Genomic DNA, 18277 nt, shown 5'->3' with positions numbered 1-18277 from the left:
CACTGGTTGGCAATCGATTGTAATTGAAATGTTTTTACTGCCGGACTCGTCAACTCGACGAGTTTGCCGAGTTCCTCCTGTCCAGCCCTTCGCTTTCAAATAAAAATCAATCTTTTTTCTTTGTTCGTTTCTTGCTGCGGCTCGTTTCGACAAGCTGCCGGAGGGAAACACAAAATCTACGTGACGTGGCAGTCAAATGCCGATGAGACAAACCTCGATGGTTGTTTCTCTGGGTATAGACATGAAGAGAGCTTATGGGAATGCATAATAAAATAGACAGTAGTGCAGCCTTCGGGATTGCTGCGAATGAACAGTTGACGGCCGAGAGCCATTCGCTGGATATTGGTAATCTGGTGTATGAGCTTAAGCGGGTTCACATGAAAAGTGATGAGCTTTATGTTTACTGCAGTGACAATGACAAAAAGCTTATCGAACGGGTGCTTGCTGATTATCCGTTCACATTGAACTTCAATGTGACAGACCTCTCGGCCCTGAAAGGTAAAACCCTTGTGCATTACAAGAGTGGTGACCTTCCCGATGAACTGGCCGCAATGCTGGTGCTGGCCACCAAATATGGCGCCTACGTTGAACCGCTGGTCAGTTATTTGGACCGTCGCTTCGGCCGCACTGAAGTGGAGTTGCTGCACAGCGGCTACTTCCTGCACATGAAATCTTTCTCCATCCTCTCCCGTCCATCCAATCGCATTGTCAAGCGTGCGCTGGATCTGGTCTCTGCCATTGCGCTCAGTCTGGTTGCCATTCCCATTGGCTTGCTTGCTGCGCTGGCTATCAAACTGGAATCACCTGGTCCCATCTTTTATCGTCAAGCCCGGGTTGGCCTGTTCAACCAGGAATTCGACGTAATCAAATTCCGCTCTATGCGAAACGATGCCGAAAAAAATGGTGCTCAATGGGCAAGCAAGAACGACGCCCGAGTCACTCGTGTTGGCCGTTTCATTCGCAAGACCCGTATTGATGAACTGCCGCAACTGATCAACGTCTTTAAAGGCGAAATGTCTCTGGTTGGCCCAAGACCCGAGCGGGAAGTATTTATCAAAGAGCTGGAAGCCGTTATCCCGTACTATCGCTTCCGTCATGCGGTCAAGCCCGGCATTACCGGTCTGGCCCAGGTCAAATACCCCTACGGAGCATCTATTGAAGATGCCGTGTGGAAGCATAAATACGATATCTTCTATATCAAGCATCAAAGCCTGATGTTGGATATCAAGATCCTGCTGCTGACAGTCAAGACTGTGCTGTTTGGGATGGGGCGATAGCCATTGCTATCATCGTGAGTAACAAGATTTAATTCATGCATAATTTTATAATCAGAAACAGATCCGCATTATATTCTATCTGTTCATTATTTCTTAAACTGATGAGCGGACCATTAGCGGTTCTTTTGGTTGCAACTAAGCTAACCCCCGAAGTTCAGGGGGTTTATTATACCTTCATTTCAATATCGACCATTCAATGGATATTTGAAATTGGCTTTTCAACTGCTATTGTACAGCACTTATCTGCTACAAAAGTAAAAAGTCATTTTAATAGTTATGTGAGAGTTGCGGTATGTTTTTTTACTGTAATGTCACTATTAGTATTGTTAAGTTCACACTTGTATGCCCAATGGGTCTTTGCGGATACGAGTAAATCAATATGGCTAATGCCTTGGCTATTGTACTCCCTACTGTTTTGTTTAAACATACTAAATAACATTGTCCCACTTGTTGAAGAAGGTAGAATTAACGCTGAAAAAGTCTACTTATCAAAACTAATTAGTGGTGTAGCATACTCAGTCAGCTTGATAATATCATTATGGCTAGGTGCTGGTTTATACTCATTGTTTATTTCGCAGTTGTCTATGTTTTTGGCAAATGTGGTCTTGTTCAAGAGTGACTACTCCACTATATTTTATGAGTATAAAAGCAGCTCTGTAAAAAGATCCATTGCTGTAGCCAAGAGCATGTTGTCATTTCAGTATAAGTTATCCTTGGTTTGGATTGTTGGATACTTCTATTGGAATATATATTCTGTTTATTTTTATAAATACGTCGATGCTGTTTTTGCTGGTCAGTATGGCGCAACAAATTCAATCATTAATGCTCTTGCTATCGCCATGACAGCATGGATTCAGACAAAGAGATCTCATTTAGGAAACTTGGTTGCGGGAAATAAAGTTTCAGATACAGTACCCATATTAAAGCAAGCGTTATATTTTGGTTTATTTGGCTACATCATTATTGCATCCATATTTATATTGTTTCTTAAACTAGATGTTCTTAATTTACAGCACAGATTTCTTGTGACTGGATTGGTATTGCAGATCGCAATAATGAGGCTTGCAATTTTGGCACATGAAATAGTTTTTATGTATTTTAGAACATTCAAAGATGAACCGTTTTATCGTCTATCAATTTTAAATTATATAATCACTCCTCTGGTCGTTATTTTTGCTCACCGATATGGCGCTATTGAATATTGCTTTATAGCTGCGATAGCAATACAGTATCTATTGATTGTACCTATTTATATCAAGTCGAAAGAAATAATTATGGGACGAATTTAAATGATCAGTGTTATCATGCCAATTTATAATGGTGAACAATATTTGAGAGATGCTGTTGAGAGCATACTGGCTCAAAGTTACACTAACTTTGAACTTATTTGTATCGATGATGGTTCCACTGATGGTACACTTAATATTTTAAAAGAATATGCTGCCATTGACTCTCGCCTAGTAATAATTAGCAGAGAAAACAAGGGTTTAATTGCGACATTAAACGAAGGTATTGTACGCGCTAAATATAACTACATTGCAAGAATGGATGCAGATGACATATCTCATGTGGATAGGTTTATGTTGCAAGTTGAATATTTAAATACTCATCCTGATGTGGCTGTAGTTGGCTGCGCATACGAATACATTAATGAAAGTGGTGCTTATATAAGCACGAGGAAGACTTATAATTCTGATTTTATGTTGAAGACCATTTGTCTACTTGGTTCGCCATTTGCACACCCCAGTGTAATGATAAATAGAAGCATTTTGAATGATGACTTGTATTATGATCAGAGATATAAGCACTCCGAGGATTATGAACTATGGGTTCGACTTTCTCAAAAATATAAATTCGGAGGGATAAATAAAGTTCTACTGAAATATCGAGTCTTAAATAGTAGCGTATCTAGACAAAATTTCGTCGAACAGAAGATGAATATGGCAAAGGCTGCCAGAAATCATCTTTTCAAAAACAGACTCTCTGATGCTGAAGTTAATACGTTGAGTGCATTATATATTGAAGGTCGCTTTGGATATCAAACTGCATTAACTATATTAAAACAAAGGAAAAAAATGGCAGCAATAATTCAGTTGGGATATCTGTTTATAAAAAGATGAAACCATTTCATGACAATGTCAATAAATATATAGCAAGCGTCAGGCAGGAGCAATGAAAACATTATATTGTACATTGATTGTATTTCTTTTTTTGTTCTCTTTTCCCGTACCATTTTTTTATAACTCCCTATGTATTGCGTTATTGTTATCGATTCCATTGTGCGATAATAAAGTGATCAATATCATGTGGTCTTTTATTAAAACACGCCATGTAATATATGGGATGCTGCTTTTGCTTACTTCACTGTTATATTATTCATTGTCAACAATATTGTCTGGGGCTTATGACTACTCACTCATGAAAATATATGTTGGAATGTTAATATATGGAGGTAGTGGAGCATTTGTCGCAGCGGTTATTTATACCAATGCTGGACGGAATTCTTTACCAACAATAATTTTACTTTGTTTGGTGGTACAAGCTTCAATTATCTTAGCCTCATTTGCTAGCCCTGCCTTCAAAAGTGCACTTGATATATTTCGAACTACAAATAGTGTTGATATCGCCGAGCAATATTATGGGGGAGGGATTCGAGGTTTAGCTTTATCTGGTAGCCAATTCTTTGGATTAGCAGTTCTTCTTGCATCTATGACATATATATGTTACGTGATGGAACATCAATTCAGTAACAGGGCGTGGGTTTATATACTATTACTAGTATGTTCAATTATTTTTCTGTCCGTCGGGCGTACTGTAATCTTCGGTGTTGTATTTGGCTTTGTATTTTTTTTGGTAAACATAAGTTCAACAGCTGGGATGATTTTAAAAAAGGTATTTTTAATTTTCATACTATCAGCCATACTGATAAATTTTCTTCCATATCTTGCACCATCATTAAAAGAAAAAATAGATTCATTCATGTATTTTGCTTTTGAAGCAATTTATAATTATATTCAGTATGGTGAAGTTAGAACAAGCTCTACAGATGTGCTAGCTCAGATGTATTACCCGTTATCCACAAGCACATTGCTTCATGGTGATGGACAGTATTTAAATTTAGATGGTACATACTATGGGCATACTGATGCGGGCTATATGAGGGATGTTCTTGCTCTTGGTGTGCCATTTACTGTTGTTATAATAATTTCTTTCTTTCTAGTGATGATGCCTTCCAGAGAAATAATAAATTCTAAAATTAGAAAGTCTGCATCTATTATTTTCATAAGCATGATGTTACTGCTACATTACAAGGGAGAGGTATTCTGGACGCTATTATGCCAAGTTGGCCTTATATTCTTTATTTCAGCATATGGTCATGCATATAAAAAATATAGCTCGAGTTGTTTGGTGAATTAGTGATTGATAAAATGACATTATGTGGGCTATTATCTAGCTCTATTATATAACGCGATGGTAGAGTTTTGAAAAATGTTAACAATTGCTATATCCACCTTTGGTGATAGAATTGATTTCATAAATGAATATACCTTTGATAAAAGGGTCCTTTATATAATACTTTGGCAGTCATCTAGTGATGCTGATATGGAGCTACCAAGTAATGTTAAGTTAATAAAGTTAAGTAGTATTGGTGTTACACATAGCCGTAATACTGCTATTGAGTTATGTGACACTGAATGGCTTTGGTTTATGGATGATGATGTGCATATAACTGAAGATGTTATAAGTTATTTACTCAATACTTTAGAGCATAGAGATAAAAATAGAGTTATTATATCATCAGTTATTGATGAAGATGGCTTTTCGATGAAAGCTTATAATAAAAAAAGTTCTGATTCTATATTAGATGTCTTAAATGTCGGGACTATACAAATCATACTTAACAATAATGTGATTAAAGATGAAGGGGTTCGTTTCCCTATATATATGGGGGCTGGCAACAAATATCCAGCTTGCGATGAGCCTATTTTTTTATCGAGACTTCTTAAAGCTAAATTAATATCTGGCTTTGTGTTTGATGATAGGCTCATTGTTTCTCACCCCAAATATAGCTCAGGAATGAACTTATCTGGAAAGGGACAGCTTATATCGAGAGCTATTTTATTTAGAGAGGCTTTTGGATTTCCTCTTTGTATCATGGCTAGCTTTTATTTTTTTATAAAAAATTTTTCTCTTATAGGCTCTAAATCTAGATTTCTATTTTACTTCTGGAAAAATGGTGGGTGAACTCATGTTTTTATTGAGGGTTTTATGATGCTTAAAGAATATATGCCACCCTTAATCTCTATTATAATGCCTTCGTATAACTCCAGCTTGACTATATCTGATTCTATTGACAGTGTTTTAAAACAAACATATCAAAATTGGGAGCTGATTATCACCGACGATTGCTCGAGTGATAACACGTTGGAGATTCTTAGAGAATATGCCTGTACGGATTCCAGGATTAAATTTACCCGTAATGAAACTAATTCTGGTGCTGGTTTTTCAAGAAATAGATCCATCGATATTGCCAAGGGAAAATATATAGCATTTTTGGATGCTGATGATCTCTGGCTTGAGAATAAACTCTCCAATCAGATCTCTTTTATGGAGAAAAATGGATACTTGTTCTCATTTTCATCCTATCAAAAGTTTTCGAAAGATGGTGACGGTGGCGTCGTTGTGGCACCAAGCTCAGTTACATATCAGCAACTTCTTTATGGTAACGTCATCGGCTGCCTTACTGCTGTGTATAATGCTGAGGTTTTGGGAAAAAAGAAAATGCCACTTATTAGAAAGCGGCAAGATATGGGACTCTGGCTTACCTTGTTGAAAGAGTGTGAGGCTGCATATAGTCTACCGGATGTATTAGCTAAATATCGCACGGATACTGGTATGACACAGAATAAGATAAATACAGCAAAGTATCAGTGGGAATTTTACAGAACGGTTGTTCAGTTGAATTTATTTAAATCCAGTTGGTATTTCTGCTGGTATGCATTAAATGGTTTGTTAAAACATAGAGTATAAATAATATGAAAATTGCTATTGCTGGCACGGGATATGTCGGTTTATCAAATGCTGTTTTACTTGCGCAACACCATGAAGTGGTGGCCGTCGATGTGATTGCCAGCAAGGTTGAGCTGATCAATCAGCGCCGCTCCCCCATCGTCGATAAAGAGATTGAAAGCTATCTGGCCAGCCGTGATCTGCATCTGCGAGCCACCCTTAATAAAGAAGAGGCTTATCAAGGGGCAGACTTCGTTATTATTGCGACGCCTACCGATTACGATCCCGAAACCAACTACTTCAATACCAGCACGGTTGAGTCTGTGGTCAAGGATGTTATGGCTATTAATCCAGATGCGGTGATGGTGATCAAATCCACCATTCCGGTTGGCTTTACCGCTCGGCTGCGTGAAGAGTTGGGGTGTGACAATCTTATTTTCTCGCCGGAGTTTTTGCGTGAAGGTCGCGCCCTTTACGACAACCTGCACCCGTCTCGCATTGTAGTGGGTGAGCGTTCCGAGCGGGCTCACGTGTTCGCCAATTTGCTATTGGAAGGGGCGATCAAGAAAGATGTGCCTGTGTTGTTTACCGACAGCACAGAAGCCGAGGCGATCAAGCTGTTTGCCAATACCTATCTGGCCATGCGGGTTGCCTTTTTTAATGAGCTCGATACCTATGCCCAATTGCATGGTCTCGATAGTCGCCAGGTTATTGATGGTATCGGTCTCGATCCCCGTATTGGTAGCCACTACAATAATCCGTCATTTGGCTATGGTGGTTACTGCTTGCCGAAAGATACCAAGCAGCTGCTGGCAAATTACAACCAGGTACCGAATAACCTGATCCGAGCGATTGTGGATTCCAATACCACCCGTAAGGATTTCGTAGCTGACTCGGTGATCCGCAAGAATCCAAAACGAGTGGGTATCTATCGACTGGTGATGAAGGCGGGGTCAGATAACTTCCGAGCGTCTGCCATTCAAGGGGTCATGAAGCGGATCAAGGCAAAAGGGATTGAAGTGGTCATTTATGAACCCACCTTGAGTGAGCCCGAGTTTTTCCGCTCCAAAGTCATTACCGATCTGGCGCAATTCAAAGAGAGTTGTGATGTGATATTGGCCAACCGTATGGTTGAAGAGTTGAGCGATGTAACAGACAAGGTATATACCCGCGATCTGTTTGGTAGTGACTAATATGTCGACAGCGGTTCCCTCAAGCTGAGGGAATCGCATTTTTTTGTAAAAAAGTCGTTAAATATTACGTTGGTGCGATTCAATCACATATCTGGTTCAACCTGTTGGCAAATCAAGGCTGATTTTAATATCAGCACCGAAGATAGTGTGCTTGAAGATGGGCATATATCCATTGAATTGTCAGTGTTCTGCTTATATTGAGCGGTTCCGTTGTTGCTGTGATTTTATCCGTAAATTTATCTCAGAATTCTCCGTGTTTTCCGCTATCATACGGCGATTTTTCCGTTCAGTTCTTGATGGCAAGCTTAATAAGGTGTGGTAGTGAAAAGGATTCAGCTCATTCCTCTGTTGTCGGCCGTGGCCCTGCTCAGTGCATGCACTGTGGTGCCCGGTACCAATCTTTCCACCAGTGGCAAAACCGAGGTGGCTACGGGTTCCGTTGATGTTGATCAGCTGGCAGATGTCTATCCGGTTACACCTGCGTTGATCAGCCAGTTGCGCAAGGCGCCGGTGGTGGGCAAGGCCAACCCCGAGCTCAATAGCGAGATCAGCCGTTACGAGTACCGGATTGGTGTGGGCGACATCCTCAATGTCACTGTGTGGGATCACCCCGAGTTGACCATTCCGGCCGGTTCTTACCGCAGTGCCAGCGAAGCGGGCAACTGGGTGCATGCCGATGGCACCATCTTCTACCCCTATATCGGCAAGGTGGACGTGGTGGGGAAAACTGTCGCACAGATCCGTACCGATATCGCCAAGCGTCTGGCCCAGTTTATCGAGAGCCCACAGGTGGATGTGAGCATTGCTGCTTTCCGCTCCCAGAAGGTTTATATCTCCGGTGAGGTGACCAAGCCGGGCGCCCAGCCCATCACCAATGTGCCGATGACTCTGCTTGATGCCTTCAATCTGGCTGGCGGGCTGACCCCGACCGCGGATTGGCACCATGTGGTGTTGACCCGCCAGGGCAAGGAGTTCCCGCTCTCCATGCAGGATCTGTTGCAGTATGGGGATCTCTCTCACAATCAGTTGATGCGTGACGGCGACATGCTCTACGTGCCGCGCAACGATGCCCAGAAAGTTTTTGTGATGGGTGAGGTCAACAAGGCATCGACTCTGACCATTGGTCGTGAGGGGATGAGCCTGACAGAAGCACTGAGCAGTGCCGAGGGCCTTAACCAGAATGCCGCCAATGCGACCGGCATTTTCGTATTGCGCCCCGCTGCCAAAGCCCAAGAGAAAGCCGCCATTTATCAGCTCGACCTGAGTGATGCCACCGCGCTGGTGATGGGGACCGAGTTTGCATTGCAACCTTACGACGTGGTCTATGTCACCACGGCGCCGGTGACGCGCTGGAATCGTGTGTTGAGTCAGCTGGTGCCCTCCATCAACGGCTTTAACGAGCTGACAGAAGGCATGCTGCGGGTTCGCAACTGGTAAGGCCGTGATGTTGCTTAACCTCTCCCGCTGGATTGACGTGTAGCCGCACTCCCTCAGGGAGACGGCATTGAGGGGGGCTGATGCCTCCCTTATCTCCGGTTGTTTGTTGCCTTGATACGGTGACATACGGGGAGGATAGGGCAGGGGGCTATGCCCTCTACCCGCCTTGCTTCAGGAAGATGCACGTAGTGAGGGGCGGTGGCTGCAGATTTTATTTTTTAAGAGCGACAGCGATATGTTTGAAAAAATTCTTGTGGTGTGTGTGGGCAATATTTGCCGCTCCCCAACCGGTGAACGACTGCTTCGCGAGCGTTTGCCCGGCCGTCAGGTCAGTTCTGCCGGGGTCAGTGCCCTGGTTGACAAGCCGGCCGACAAGGTCGCGAGCGAGGTGGCACAGCTGCATGGGCTTTCCCTTGAGGGACACTCGGCGCGCCAACTGACCCGCGAGCTCTGTCAGGATGCCGATCTGATCCTGGTGATGGAGAAAGGGCATATCTCTGCCGTCACGGCTATCGACCCGGGGGCTCGTGGCAAAACCATGCTGTTTGGCCACTGGCAGGGGGAGAGTGAAGTGCCCGATCCCTATCGTCTGAGCCGGGAAGCTTACGAACATGTTTACCAGCTGTTGGTGCGTAGCGCCGATGGGTGGGTGAAAAAACTGTAACGACATCCGCAGCGTCTGGTGGTGTTTGGGTTGTATCTGACTATAAAAATGGATTGTGTTTAATGACGACTTCTTCTGTTTCGTCCCGGCAGAGCAGTGCCGCGGTGGAGAATGACGAGATCGATCTGGGGCGCCTGCTGGGTTACCTGATCGATGGCCGTTGGTGGATTGTGACGATCACCGCTCTGTTTATGGTTCTTGGCGTTGCATACGCTCTGTTGGCGACCCCGGTCTTCAAGGCAAACGCCTTGCTGCAGGTGGAGAAAAAAGCCAGTGGTGCCGCGCTGCTCGGGGATATGGCTGATGTATTGGGCGGTGAACAGCCCGATGCCGCTGCCGAAATTGAGCTGTTGACTTCTCGTATGGTGCTTGGCCGTACGGTACAAGAGCTTCATCTCGACACCGTCGCGACTCCTAATTTCTTCCCGCTGGTTGGCCGTGGTCTGTCACGGCTGATGGGGCACCCCTATCCCAAGATGGCGGTAAGCCGTTTTGAAGTTGCGCCTGAACTGTTGGATGTACCGATCACATTGACCCTGGGTGAAGACAAGCACTTTACCCTTGAGGTTGAGGGGCGGGTGCTGGAAGGTCAGGTAGGCAAGCTGCTTGAAAAAGAGGATGTCACCCTGCTGTTGTCTGATGTGGCAGCCGATGAGGGGCAGGTCTTCACGCTGGTCAAACAACCGGTACTGGATGTGATTGCCGAGTTGCAGCGTGATCTTCAGGTCAGTGAAAAGGGCAAAAATACCGGGATCATCTCGCTGGCGCTGGAAGGGGAAGACAAGGGCCGCATTCGTGCGGTGCTCGACAACATCAGCCAGAACTATCTGCAGCAGAATGTGGTACGCAAGACCGAAGAGGCCCAGAAGAGCCTGGATTTCTTGCAGACGCATCTGCCTCAGGTTAAAGAGGAGCTGAATCGTTCTGAAGAGCAGTTGAATGTTTATCGCCAGCAGAATGAGTCGGTCGATCTGTCGCTGGAAGCGAAAGCCGCACTGGATACCATGGTGGGTCTTGAGAAGCAGCTCAATGAGTTGACCTTCCGGGAAGCGGAGTTGCAGCAACTCTATACCCGCCAGCACCCCGCTTACATCGCCCTGATGGAAAAGCGCCAGACCTTGATGAATACCAAAAATGCGATCAACAAGTCGATCAAGCGTCTGCCAAAAACCCAGCAGGAGATTTTGCGTCTGACCCGTGATGTACAGGTCGGTCAGGAGATCTTCGTCCAGCTGCTCAACAAGCAGCAGGAGCTCAATATCATGAAGGCGGGCACTATCGGCAATGTGCGGATCATCGATGATGCCGCCGTTGAAACCCGTGCCGTCAAGCCGAAGAAGCCGCTGATCGTGGTACTGGCGACACTGCTGGGTGGCATGCTGTCAGTGGGGTTGATCCTGGTGCGCGCTGCCTTCCACCGTGGTGTGGAAAGCCCGGAACAGTTGGAAGAGATGGGGCTGTCGGTCTATGCCACGATCCCCTACTCCTCTGAGCAGGCCACCATCGAGCAGCAGCAGAAGAAGCGGCGGCAGGTCATGCCTCTCAACGAGGCCTTGCTGGCTGCGCGCAATCCGGCCGATTTGGCGATGGAGTCACTGCGTAGTCTGCGAACCAGTCTTCACTTCGCCATGATGGAAGCCAAAAACAACATAGTGATGATCTCGGGCCCCGGCCCGGGCCTTGGCAAAACCTTCGTGTCGACCAACTTCGCTGCCACCTTGGCTCTGGGCGGCAAGAAGGTGCTGGTTATCGATGCCGACTTGCGCAAAGGCTATATGCAGAAGGTTATGGGGCAGGAGATGGGCGCTGGCCTGAGTGCCTATCTGGCGGGTCAGACAGAGCTGGCACAGGTTGTGAGCCAGACCGGGTTTGATGGCCTTGATTTTGTCTGTCGTGGGGCTGTGCCACCCAACCCTTCCGAGCTGTTGATGCACCCTCGTTTCAAAGCGCTGCTGGATTGGGCGAGCGAGCACTACGATTTTGTCATCGTTGACTCCCCTCCCATCCTGGCGGTCACTGATGCGGCCATCGTTGGTCAGCATGTGGGAGCATCCTTGCTGGTTGCCCGCTTCGCCAAGACTGCGGTCAAAGAGGTCGAGGTGGCCATTCGCCGCTTCGAGCAAAACGGGGTCGCTATCAAGGGGATCTTGCTCAACGCGGTCGAGAAGAAGGCGAGCAGTTATTACGGTAACTACGGATATTATCAATACAGTTATGGCAGCAAGGAAAAAGCCTGACATTCTGTTTGGATAACCGCAATAGGTGAATGCAGGGTGCGTCTTCATGGCGCACCTTTTTTATGACCACCATAAAATAGTTTTCGAATGCAACCTGTATTTCAGTGCAATAATAGCGTCCCGATGGTATGCTATATTTGCAATTATCTATGTTTACAATGAGTTACTTAACTTTTTGTGAACATGGCAATGCGCTGGTAAAGGGATATATGGTAATAGCATTGTTGTCATGCCATATTTTCTCCGAGCCACAAGTAGACAATAAACAAGGAAAGATGAAATGAAAAAAACCGCCCTGATTCTGGCTGCTGCCATGGCATTCTCTCATGGTGTGATGGCTGCTGAAGAAGCTGCTGCTACTGCATCCACCGGTTCTGCCGGTGCCGCAGGTGCTGGTGCTGCTAGTGCTGCAGCCATCGGGACTGGCACCATTGTTGCCGTCGGTGTAGGTGCTGCGGTTGTTGCTGGTGTTGCCATTGCAAATGCCAACTCCAACGATGATGCCGGCCGTGGTACCGGAACCACAACCAGTACTCGTTAATATGATATAGGGCTGCTTTGGCAGCCTTATTTTTTTATTTGTCACTGTGGTCACTCTATGTCTTTATCGCGCAATCTTGTTTTTCTTGGTTTGTTATCTCTCACCGGTTGTTCAAATACTGCTTCTGTGACGAGCGAAACTATCAAATATGCCGTGTTGGGGGCTGATGATGTGACCGTCAGTGCCGAGCATGTCAATAAACTGCCTTATGCAAGCGCTTATCTGAAAATCGGTGATAACCCGCGGATCTTCGTGGTATTGGCTTATGTCAATGGAGATGAACTCTCCTGGCTGACAGCCGATCGGGTCATGATTATTACCCGCCACGGTCGTGTCATTAAAACTGTCGGTATGGAAAATGACCTGGTCATGAGCGAGAGTGGTTCTGCCGACCCACTGTCGATGGCTGCTACCTCATCAGCCAACTGGAGTGCCTTGTCAGAGTGGGAACAGCGCTATCTCAGCGGCTACCGTCTTGAAGGGAAGATGGTCCGTGCCGCACAGGATGAGCTGGATCTGGTCACGCGCCGAGTTTCAGCTACGCGTTTTGAAGAGACGGTTTCAATGTTCCCGGGGGGGAAATCCTGGACCAACGTTTTCTGGCGAGATCCGGTTAATGGACAGGTAGTGAAAACCCAGCAACACCTCGGCCCTGATCTGCCGGTCATTGAACTCACCATTTTGAAGCCATTCTCGTCATGAAAAAACTGACCCTATCTCTTTTATTGCTGTCCGGTGCTTGCTTCGCGGATACCAGTGTCAGCATTTACTATCAGGGGCGTCTTCAAGATCCCATCACCTTGAGTGAAGGGGCACGCCTTGACGCCTTGCTGAGAAACAAGCTGCTGCCATCACCCATCTATTGGCGCTCTGCCCAGATTACGACGCCGGCCCGTCAACATGAGTTTGAGCTCAAGCAAGCGGCGGTGATCCGTGAGTTGGAGAGTCTGGTGAGCATATGGCGTAGTGAAGGTGAGGCTCAACGAGCCTCTTCTGCGGCTCGTCTTGCACATCAACTCGAAGGCATCACCGTTACCGGCCGCTTGCCTGTGATAGTTGATCCTGACAATGCCCAGCGCTCCCCGCAGGATAACCCTCGCCTGGAAGGCAACTACCGACTGTTTGTTGCTGCCCGCCAGCCTCAGGTTGCCATGTTTGGCTTGATGGAAGCACTCCCCACGCTGCCTCTGATACCCGGTGCCGGTGTCGATGAATATTGGAAGCGTGATGCGCTGCTGGAGGGGGCCGACTCGGCTCATCTGCTGTTGATCCAGCCAACCGGTGATATCGAGATGGTCTCCGTTGCCGTCTGGAACAAGCTTCATCGTGAACCCATGGCGGGGGCTGCACTGCTGGTCGGGTTTGATCCTGACCTGTTGCCCTCTTCATTTACCGGAATAAATCAGCGGATCGCCGAGATAATTGCAAACAGGGTGCCTCATTAATGATTCCAAAACTTTCATATATTGCCCTGGCCGTCTCGACCGTTTGTGTTGCTGCACCCGGGGCGAATGATCCCTATGGCCCATCGCAAAGTGATTTCGGTGGGGCAGGTCTGCTGCAGATGCCCAGCGCCAGAATGGCCGCAGAAGGCGAGTTCAGTTTCAACTACATGGATAACGAAGAGTATCGACGCTGGTCGATCTCCATGCAGCCCTTTGACTGGTTTGAGGCCACGCTGCGTTATACCGATGTCAGAACTCGCCTGTATAGCCCTTACGAGCAGTTCAGCGGGGATCAGACTTATAAAGACAAGTCGATGGATTTTAAATTCCGACTTTGGCAAGAGTCTGATTATTTACCCCAAGTATCATTGGGCTTCAGAGACTTGATGGGTACTGGCCTGTTCGATAGTGAGTACGTTGTTGCCAGTAAACGTTATGGCCCGTTTGATTTCACCCTTGGAATGGGCTGGGGGAATATGGCCGAGAGCGGCAATATCAAGAACCCCTTCTGTGAATACAAAGAGAGTTGGTGCCAGCGTAATGATGGTTATGCGGGCAATGGCGGCAAATTTGAGGTCGATAGTCTGTTCCACGGCCCAGCGGCCTTGTTTGGCGGTATCGAGTATCAGACGCCATGGCGCCCCTTGCGTCTGAAGCTGGAATATGACGGTAATGATTACAGCCGCGAGTATGCGGCCCGTAACAGCAAAGGCGGCTATGGAGCCTTGCCGCATAGCTCACCTGTCAACATCGGTGCCGTGTATCGTATTTTCGATAATATGGATACTCATCTCAGCTATCAGCGTGGCAATACCCTGATGTGGGGTATTACTATGCGCACCAACTTTAATGAGTTGCAGCAGGCTCATCTGGATGAGCCCCGGCCCGAGTATCAACCGGAAAAGAGTCCGGCCCAACTGGATGATGTCGATTGGGCTGCACTCAGTGCGCAGACGAAAAGCAATGCCGGATATCGTGATCTGGTCTGGTATGGCACGGACGATCGTGTTTTTGTCAGCGGTGAGCAGCTGAAGTATCGCAAGCCAGATGAAGCCGAAGATCGAATGTCATTATTGGCCGCGAATGCGTTGCCCGCTTCGGTTCACTCTCTGCATATCGTTGAGCAGAAGAAAGGGCTCGATATCCGTGAGACTGTAGTGGACATGGACTCTGTACGGTTGGCAAACAGTGACCTCCCATTGGGACAAGAGACTACTTATAAGTCGGATGTCATCGCAGCCAATGCACCGTCGGCACCAGTTCGCCATGAAAGTCGCAGCTCGGCGCTGAGTTACAGCGTGGATCCGGTGTTGAACCAGTCTGTTGGGGGGCCGGAGTCTTTCTACATGTATCAGCTTGGTCTCAACTTCAATGGTGATTGGCGGGTGACCGAGAAGAACTGGCTGGGGGGCACGGTATTTGTGAACCTGGCCAATAACTACGACAAGTTCAATTACAAGAATCCACCGCTGGACGGGAATGCTTTGCCCAGGGTGAGAACCTGGATCCGGGAATATGTCAGCTCCTCCGATGTATTGCTTAACAACCTGCAAGCGACCCATTTCGAGCAGTTCTCACCTGAGTGGTATGGTCAGGCTTATGCCGGTTATCTGGAGATGATGTACGCCGGTGGTGGTGCCGAACTGCTGTATCGTCCTTTTGGTCGTTCATGGGCGATTGCGGCTGATGTGAACTGGGTCAAGCAACGGGATTGGAACAATACCTTGCGGATGGCCGATTACGATGTGGCAACAGGCCATGTGACCGGTTATTGGCAACTGCCCTATGTTGATGATGTGACTGCCCAGCTCTCTATTGGTCGTTATCTGGCAGGGGATGTCGGGGCGACACTGGATCTCTCCAAACGATTCTCATCCGGCGTGGTGGCAGGGGTGTTTGCAACGCTGACTGATGTGTCTGCTGATGAGTATGGAGAGGGGAGTTTCACTAAAGGTATCTATGTGACGATTCCCTTCGACTTGATGTTGCTGCGCCCGACAACCAGCAAAGGCTCAATTGGCTGGATGCCATTGACCAGAGATGGGGGGCAGATGCTGGCTAGAAAATACAGTCTTTACAGTTTGAGTAGCAACGCGTCATTTCCTGACTAATTAATGCTATAGCTTGAGTAAAGCGCTCTGAATATGGTTGTATGAAACACCATTTTTTCAGAGCGCTTTTTTTATGCCTACATTTCCGTCCACCGGGTCATCAGTGCTATCAGCCCATCGGGAAAAGCGAGTATTTTTTCTCTTTTGGGGGATAAGCATACTTTGGCTGGGACTTGGAATGCATTTTTTCATGCATAACCCGGGTGGGGCTGGTCTCTATCTTCCTTTCAACGCATGGGGATGGATATTCGCTTCTTTGATGATCTGTCTGGGGTTGTGGCATATCACCTCGAAAGGCGAATTGGTGTCCAGCACGCTCTTGCAAGTTTGGGGGGGCGCTATTGTATTGATGTTGCTACCCATGACGTGGTCTGACGCCTCTTTGCGTGATTACGCCCTTCCTCGCCTCGGTGGTCTTGTCGGCGGCGGATTATTCCTTTTCTCACTCTATCAGTTCCGTCTTGCACAGAAGGCTCGTCAACAGCTATTGACGCTTATGCTGGTCGCGATAGCTATCGAAATGACTTTGGGCCTGGTGCAGTATTACCTGCTAACACCGGGCAATTGGCTTGGCTATGACACCAAAGCAAATCGTCCTTATGGCATTTTTCAGCAACCCAATGTGATGGCCAGCTTTATGGCAACCGGTTTGGCTCTGGCTACTTGGCTAAATACCCTCAACCAACATCGATGGCTGAAAGCCCTACAGGGTTACGTGATCGTTGGCTCTGTGGTGTTGCTGATTGTTCTTCAATCCAGAGTTGGGCAACTGGGTGGAATATTGGCTTTGCTGATGATGCTTCCCTGGTTGAAGAGAAACCACACTTTGAAGATGACTCTTTCATGCATCCTATTGGGCGTGCTGTTCGGACTTGCATCTCTGTATGGTGTGGAAGGGGTCAAGCGCGGTCTTTCTGTTTATCAGTCGGGGGGATATCGTACGATTTATTGGTCGTATGCATGGCACCTGCTGGCACAACATCCTTTTACCGGATGGGGGTATGGTTCTTTCGAATCTGTATTCCTGCATAACTATATGGCAGACAAGTTATTGAATCCGGCAATGCCACAGATTGAGTACAACCTTGATCATCCTCATAATGAGTTGCTCTATTGGGCTGTTGAAGGCGGTATCTTGCCTGTCATCGGGCTCTTGGTGATGGGGGCCGCTGTGATATGGCGTGTAGCGGGTCAATCCTGGTCGCATGGATTGGCCTTATTGGCATTAGTCGTACCCATTACACTTCATACCCTGGTCGAATATCCCCTCTATCACTCCATTGCTCACTGGATTTTTTTATTGATGTTGGTCTGGTATATCGATGAAACCTGTGGGGCAGACGCTGCCAGAGGGATAGCCGTATACCGTTACCCCCATAAGTTGTTGTTACGCTTTCTGGCGGTTTCCATCCCCTTGTTTATCGTACCATTCATGTTGACTGCGCTTCATACTGCCTGGGTCGTCACCAAATACGAACGGGGTGGGTATAAGGAGCCATCATTGTTGCTGGATATTATTAATCCAATGGCTTGGTTGACGCGGGTTGAGTTTGATGTAAATGCGGTACGATTGATGGTGGGTTTACAGACTCAGAATAAGACCGAACTGGAGGCTTACCTGGCATGGGGGCAAGATTTTGTTCGCCATACACCCAGAGCAAATATCTACGCGAACATGGTTGTTGCATTGAATGCGTTGGGGCGCCCTGACGAGGCTCGTAATTTAAGAGCCGAAGCGCTCCGTTGGTATCCAAAAGAACCATTGCTGATTGAGGCAACCTCTAAACCAATGGTCAGTGGTGTGGATACGTTACCTACTGGAGCAGCCAACTAAGGCTTGGAAAATGGGATATGAGGCAATCATAGCGGCTTGTCTCAATCCCGTTATAGCTGTAGGAATGAACCTGTGGTTTCCGTGCAAAAGGTAAGGTAGAGAGGAAACACACCTTTAGTCGCGCGCCTTTTTTATGTTCATCGGATTGGCTTTAACTTGTTGTTTCTAAACGATTTTAATACATGTCGCGATCGATTGGGTAATATGACGCATGGTCTTAATCTGCTCATGATGCGAGCAGGCATCGTTCTATTTTTTTATGCAGGTACTGCTCAGGAATCGTTTGACGCACCAGTTGCATTCTCTGAAAAATGTTGATGGCAATTACCCTGAACCTCATATTAATAGTTTCAGATGTGTATGTTCGATTTGGTGGTGATATCAAAAGAGATGTCTAGGCGAGATAGGTTTAATGGGTGAAAGCGTGAGTTTGTTGGCAAGTTTATTTTCATATTCTTTCCAAGTATGCCCTGATAGTAAAAATTGCATGTAGTTATGAATTGTCCATGCTATTCTGAAACAGTTATC

Annotated in this window: 15 protein-coding genes; all 15 read left to right on the top strand. The window is 46.7% G+C overall.

Annotation, left to right across the window (positions count from 1 at the left end):
* The first annotated feature begins 254 nt into the window (after positions 1 to 254).
* Positions 255 to 1277, top strand: coding sequence for an exopolysaccharide biosynthesis polyprenyl glycosylphosphotransferase (locus A9G06_RS07510; protein WP_227016188.1), 1023 nt, complete (start codon positions 255 to 257; stop codon positions 1275 to 1277).
* A 35-nt stretch (positions 1278 to 1312) separates the two neighbouring features.
* Positions 1313 to 2566, top strand: a complete 1254-nt coding sequence (locus A9G06_RS21890) for a hypothetical protein (RefSeq protein ID WP_171903381.1) — start codon at positions 1313 to 1315, stop codon at positions 2564 to 2566.
* Positions 2567 to 3397 carry a glycosyltransferase gene (locus A9G06_RS07500; protein WP_069554779.1) on the top strand — a complete coding sequence of 277 codons (831 nt, stop codon included), beginning with the start codon at positions 2567 to 2569 and terminating at the stop codon, positions 3395 to 3397. It begins immediately after the preceding gene.
* A 184-nt stretch (positions 3398 to 3581) separates the two neighbouring features.
* Entirely contained in the window at positions 3582 to 4694 is a 1113-nt protein-coding gene (locus A9G06_RS21395) for a hypothetical protein (protein WP_216093211.1), read from the top strand.
* Between the two features lie 72 nt (positions 4695 to 4766).
* On the top strand, positions 4767 to 5522 hold the full coding sequence (locus tag A9G06_RS21390) for a glycosyltransferase (protein WP_083243745.1): 756 nt from the start codon (positions 4767 to 4769) through the stop codon (positions 5520 to 5522).
* A gap of 24 nt (positions 5523 to 5546) precedes the next feature.
* Positions 5547 to 6308, top strand: coding sequence for a glycosyltransferase family 2 protein (locus tag A9G06_RS07495; protein ID WP_253182315.1), 762 nt, complete (start codon positions 5547 to 5549; stop codon positions 6306 to 6308).
* 5 nt (positions 6309 to 6313) lie between these two features.
* Positions 6314 to 7480: a nucleotide sugar dehydrogenase gene (locus A9G06_RS07490; protein WP_069554778.1), complete on the top strand. Its 1167-nt coding sequence runs from the start codon at positions 6314 to 6316 to the stop codon at positions 7478 to 7480.
* 321 nt (positions 7481 to 7801) lie between these two features.
* A complete protein-coding gene (locus A9G06_RS07485; protein WP_139126181.1) occupies positions 7802 to 8917 on the top strand; it encodes a polysaccharide export protein in 1116 nt (371 codons plus the stop codon).
* 235 nt (positions 8918 to 9152) lie between these two features.
* Complete coding sequence (locus tag A9G06_RS07480; protein WP_069554776.1) at positions 9153 to 9581, top strand: protein tyrosine phosphatase; 429 nt, start codon at positions 9153 to 9155, stop codon at positions 9579 to 9581.
* Positions 9582 to 9643: 62 nt separating this feature from the next.
* Positions 9644 to 11818: a polysaccharide biosynthesis tyrosine autokinase gene (locus tag A9G06_RS07475; protein ID WP_069554775.1), complete on the top strand. Its 2175-nt coding sequence runs from the start codon at positions 9644 to 9646 to the stop codon at positions 11816 to 11818.
* Positions 11819 to 12098: 280 nt separating this feature from the next.
* The gene (locus tag A9G06_RS07470; RefSeq protein ID WP_069554774.1) at positions 12099 to 12359 is read left to right on the top strand and encodes a hypothetical protein; all 261 of its coding nucleotides are present in this window, start codon (positions 12099 to 12101) and stop codon (positions 12357 to 12359) included.
* Positions 12360 to 12416: 57 nt separating this feature from the next.
* Positions 12417 to 13061, top strand: a complete 645-nt coding sequence (locus A9G06_RS07465) for a YjbF family lipoprotein (protein ID WP_069554773.1) — start codon at positions 12417 to 12419, stop codon at positions 13059 to 13061.
* On the top strand, positions 13058 to 13804 hold the full coding sequence (locus A9G06_RS07460) for a capsule biosynthesis GfcC family protein (protein ID WP_069554772.1): 747 nt from the start codon (positions 13058 to 13060) through the stop codon (positions 13802 to 13804). The genes A9G06_RS07465 and A9G06_RS07460 overlap by 4 nt, the downstream gene beginning before the upstream one ends.
* Complete coding sequence (locus A9G06_RS07455; protein WP_069554771.1) at positions 13804 to 15915, top strand: YjbH domain-containing protein; 2112 nt, start codon at positions 13804 to 13806, stop codon at positions 15913 to 15915. Before A9G06_RS07460 ends, A9G06_RS07455 begins: the two co-directional genes overlap by 1 nt.
* Positions 15916 to 16093: 178 nt before the next feature.
* Positions 16094 to 17749 carry a PglL family O-oligosaccharyltransferase gene (locus A9G06_RS07450; RefSeq protein WP_069554770.1) on the top strand — a complete coding sequence of 552 codons (1656 nt, stop codon included), beginning with the start codon at positions 16094 to 16096 and terminating at the stop codon, positions 17747 to 17749.
* The last annotated feature ends 528 nt before the right edge of the window (positions 17750 to 18277 follow it).

This window comes from Aeromonas sp. DNP9, from assembly GCF_001728955.1.
Taxonomy (GTDB): Bacteria; Pseudomonadota; Gammaproteobacteria; order Enterobacterales; family Aeromonadaceae; genus Aeromonas; species Aeromonas veronii.
This window is presented reverse-complemented; position numbering and strand designations above follow the sequence as displayed.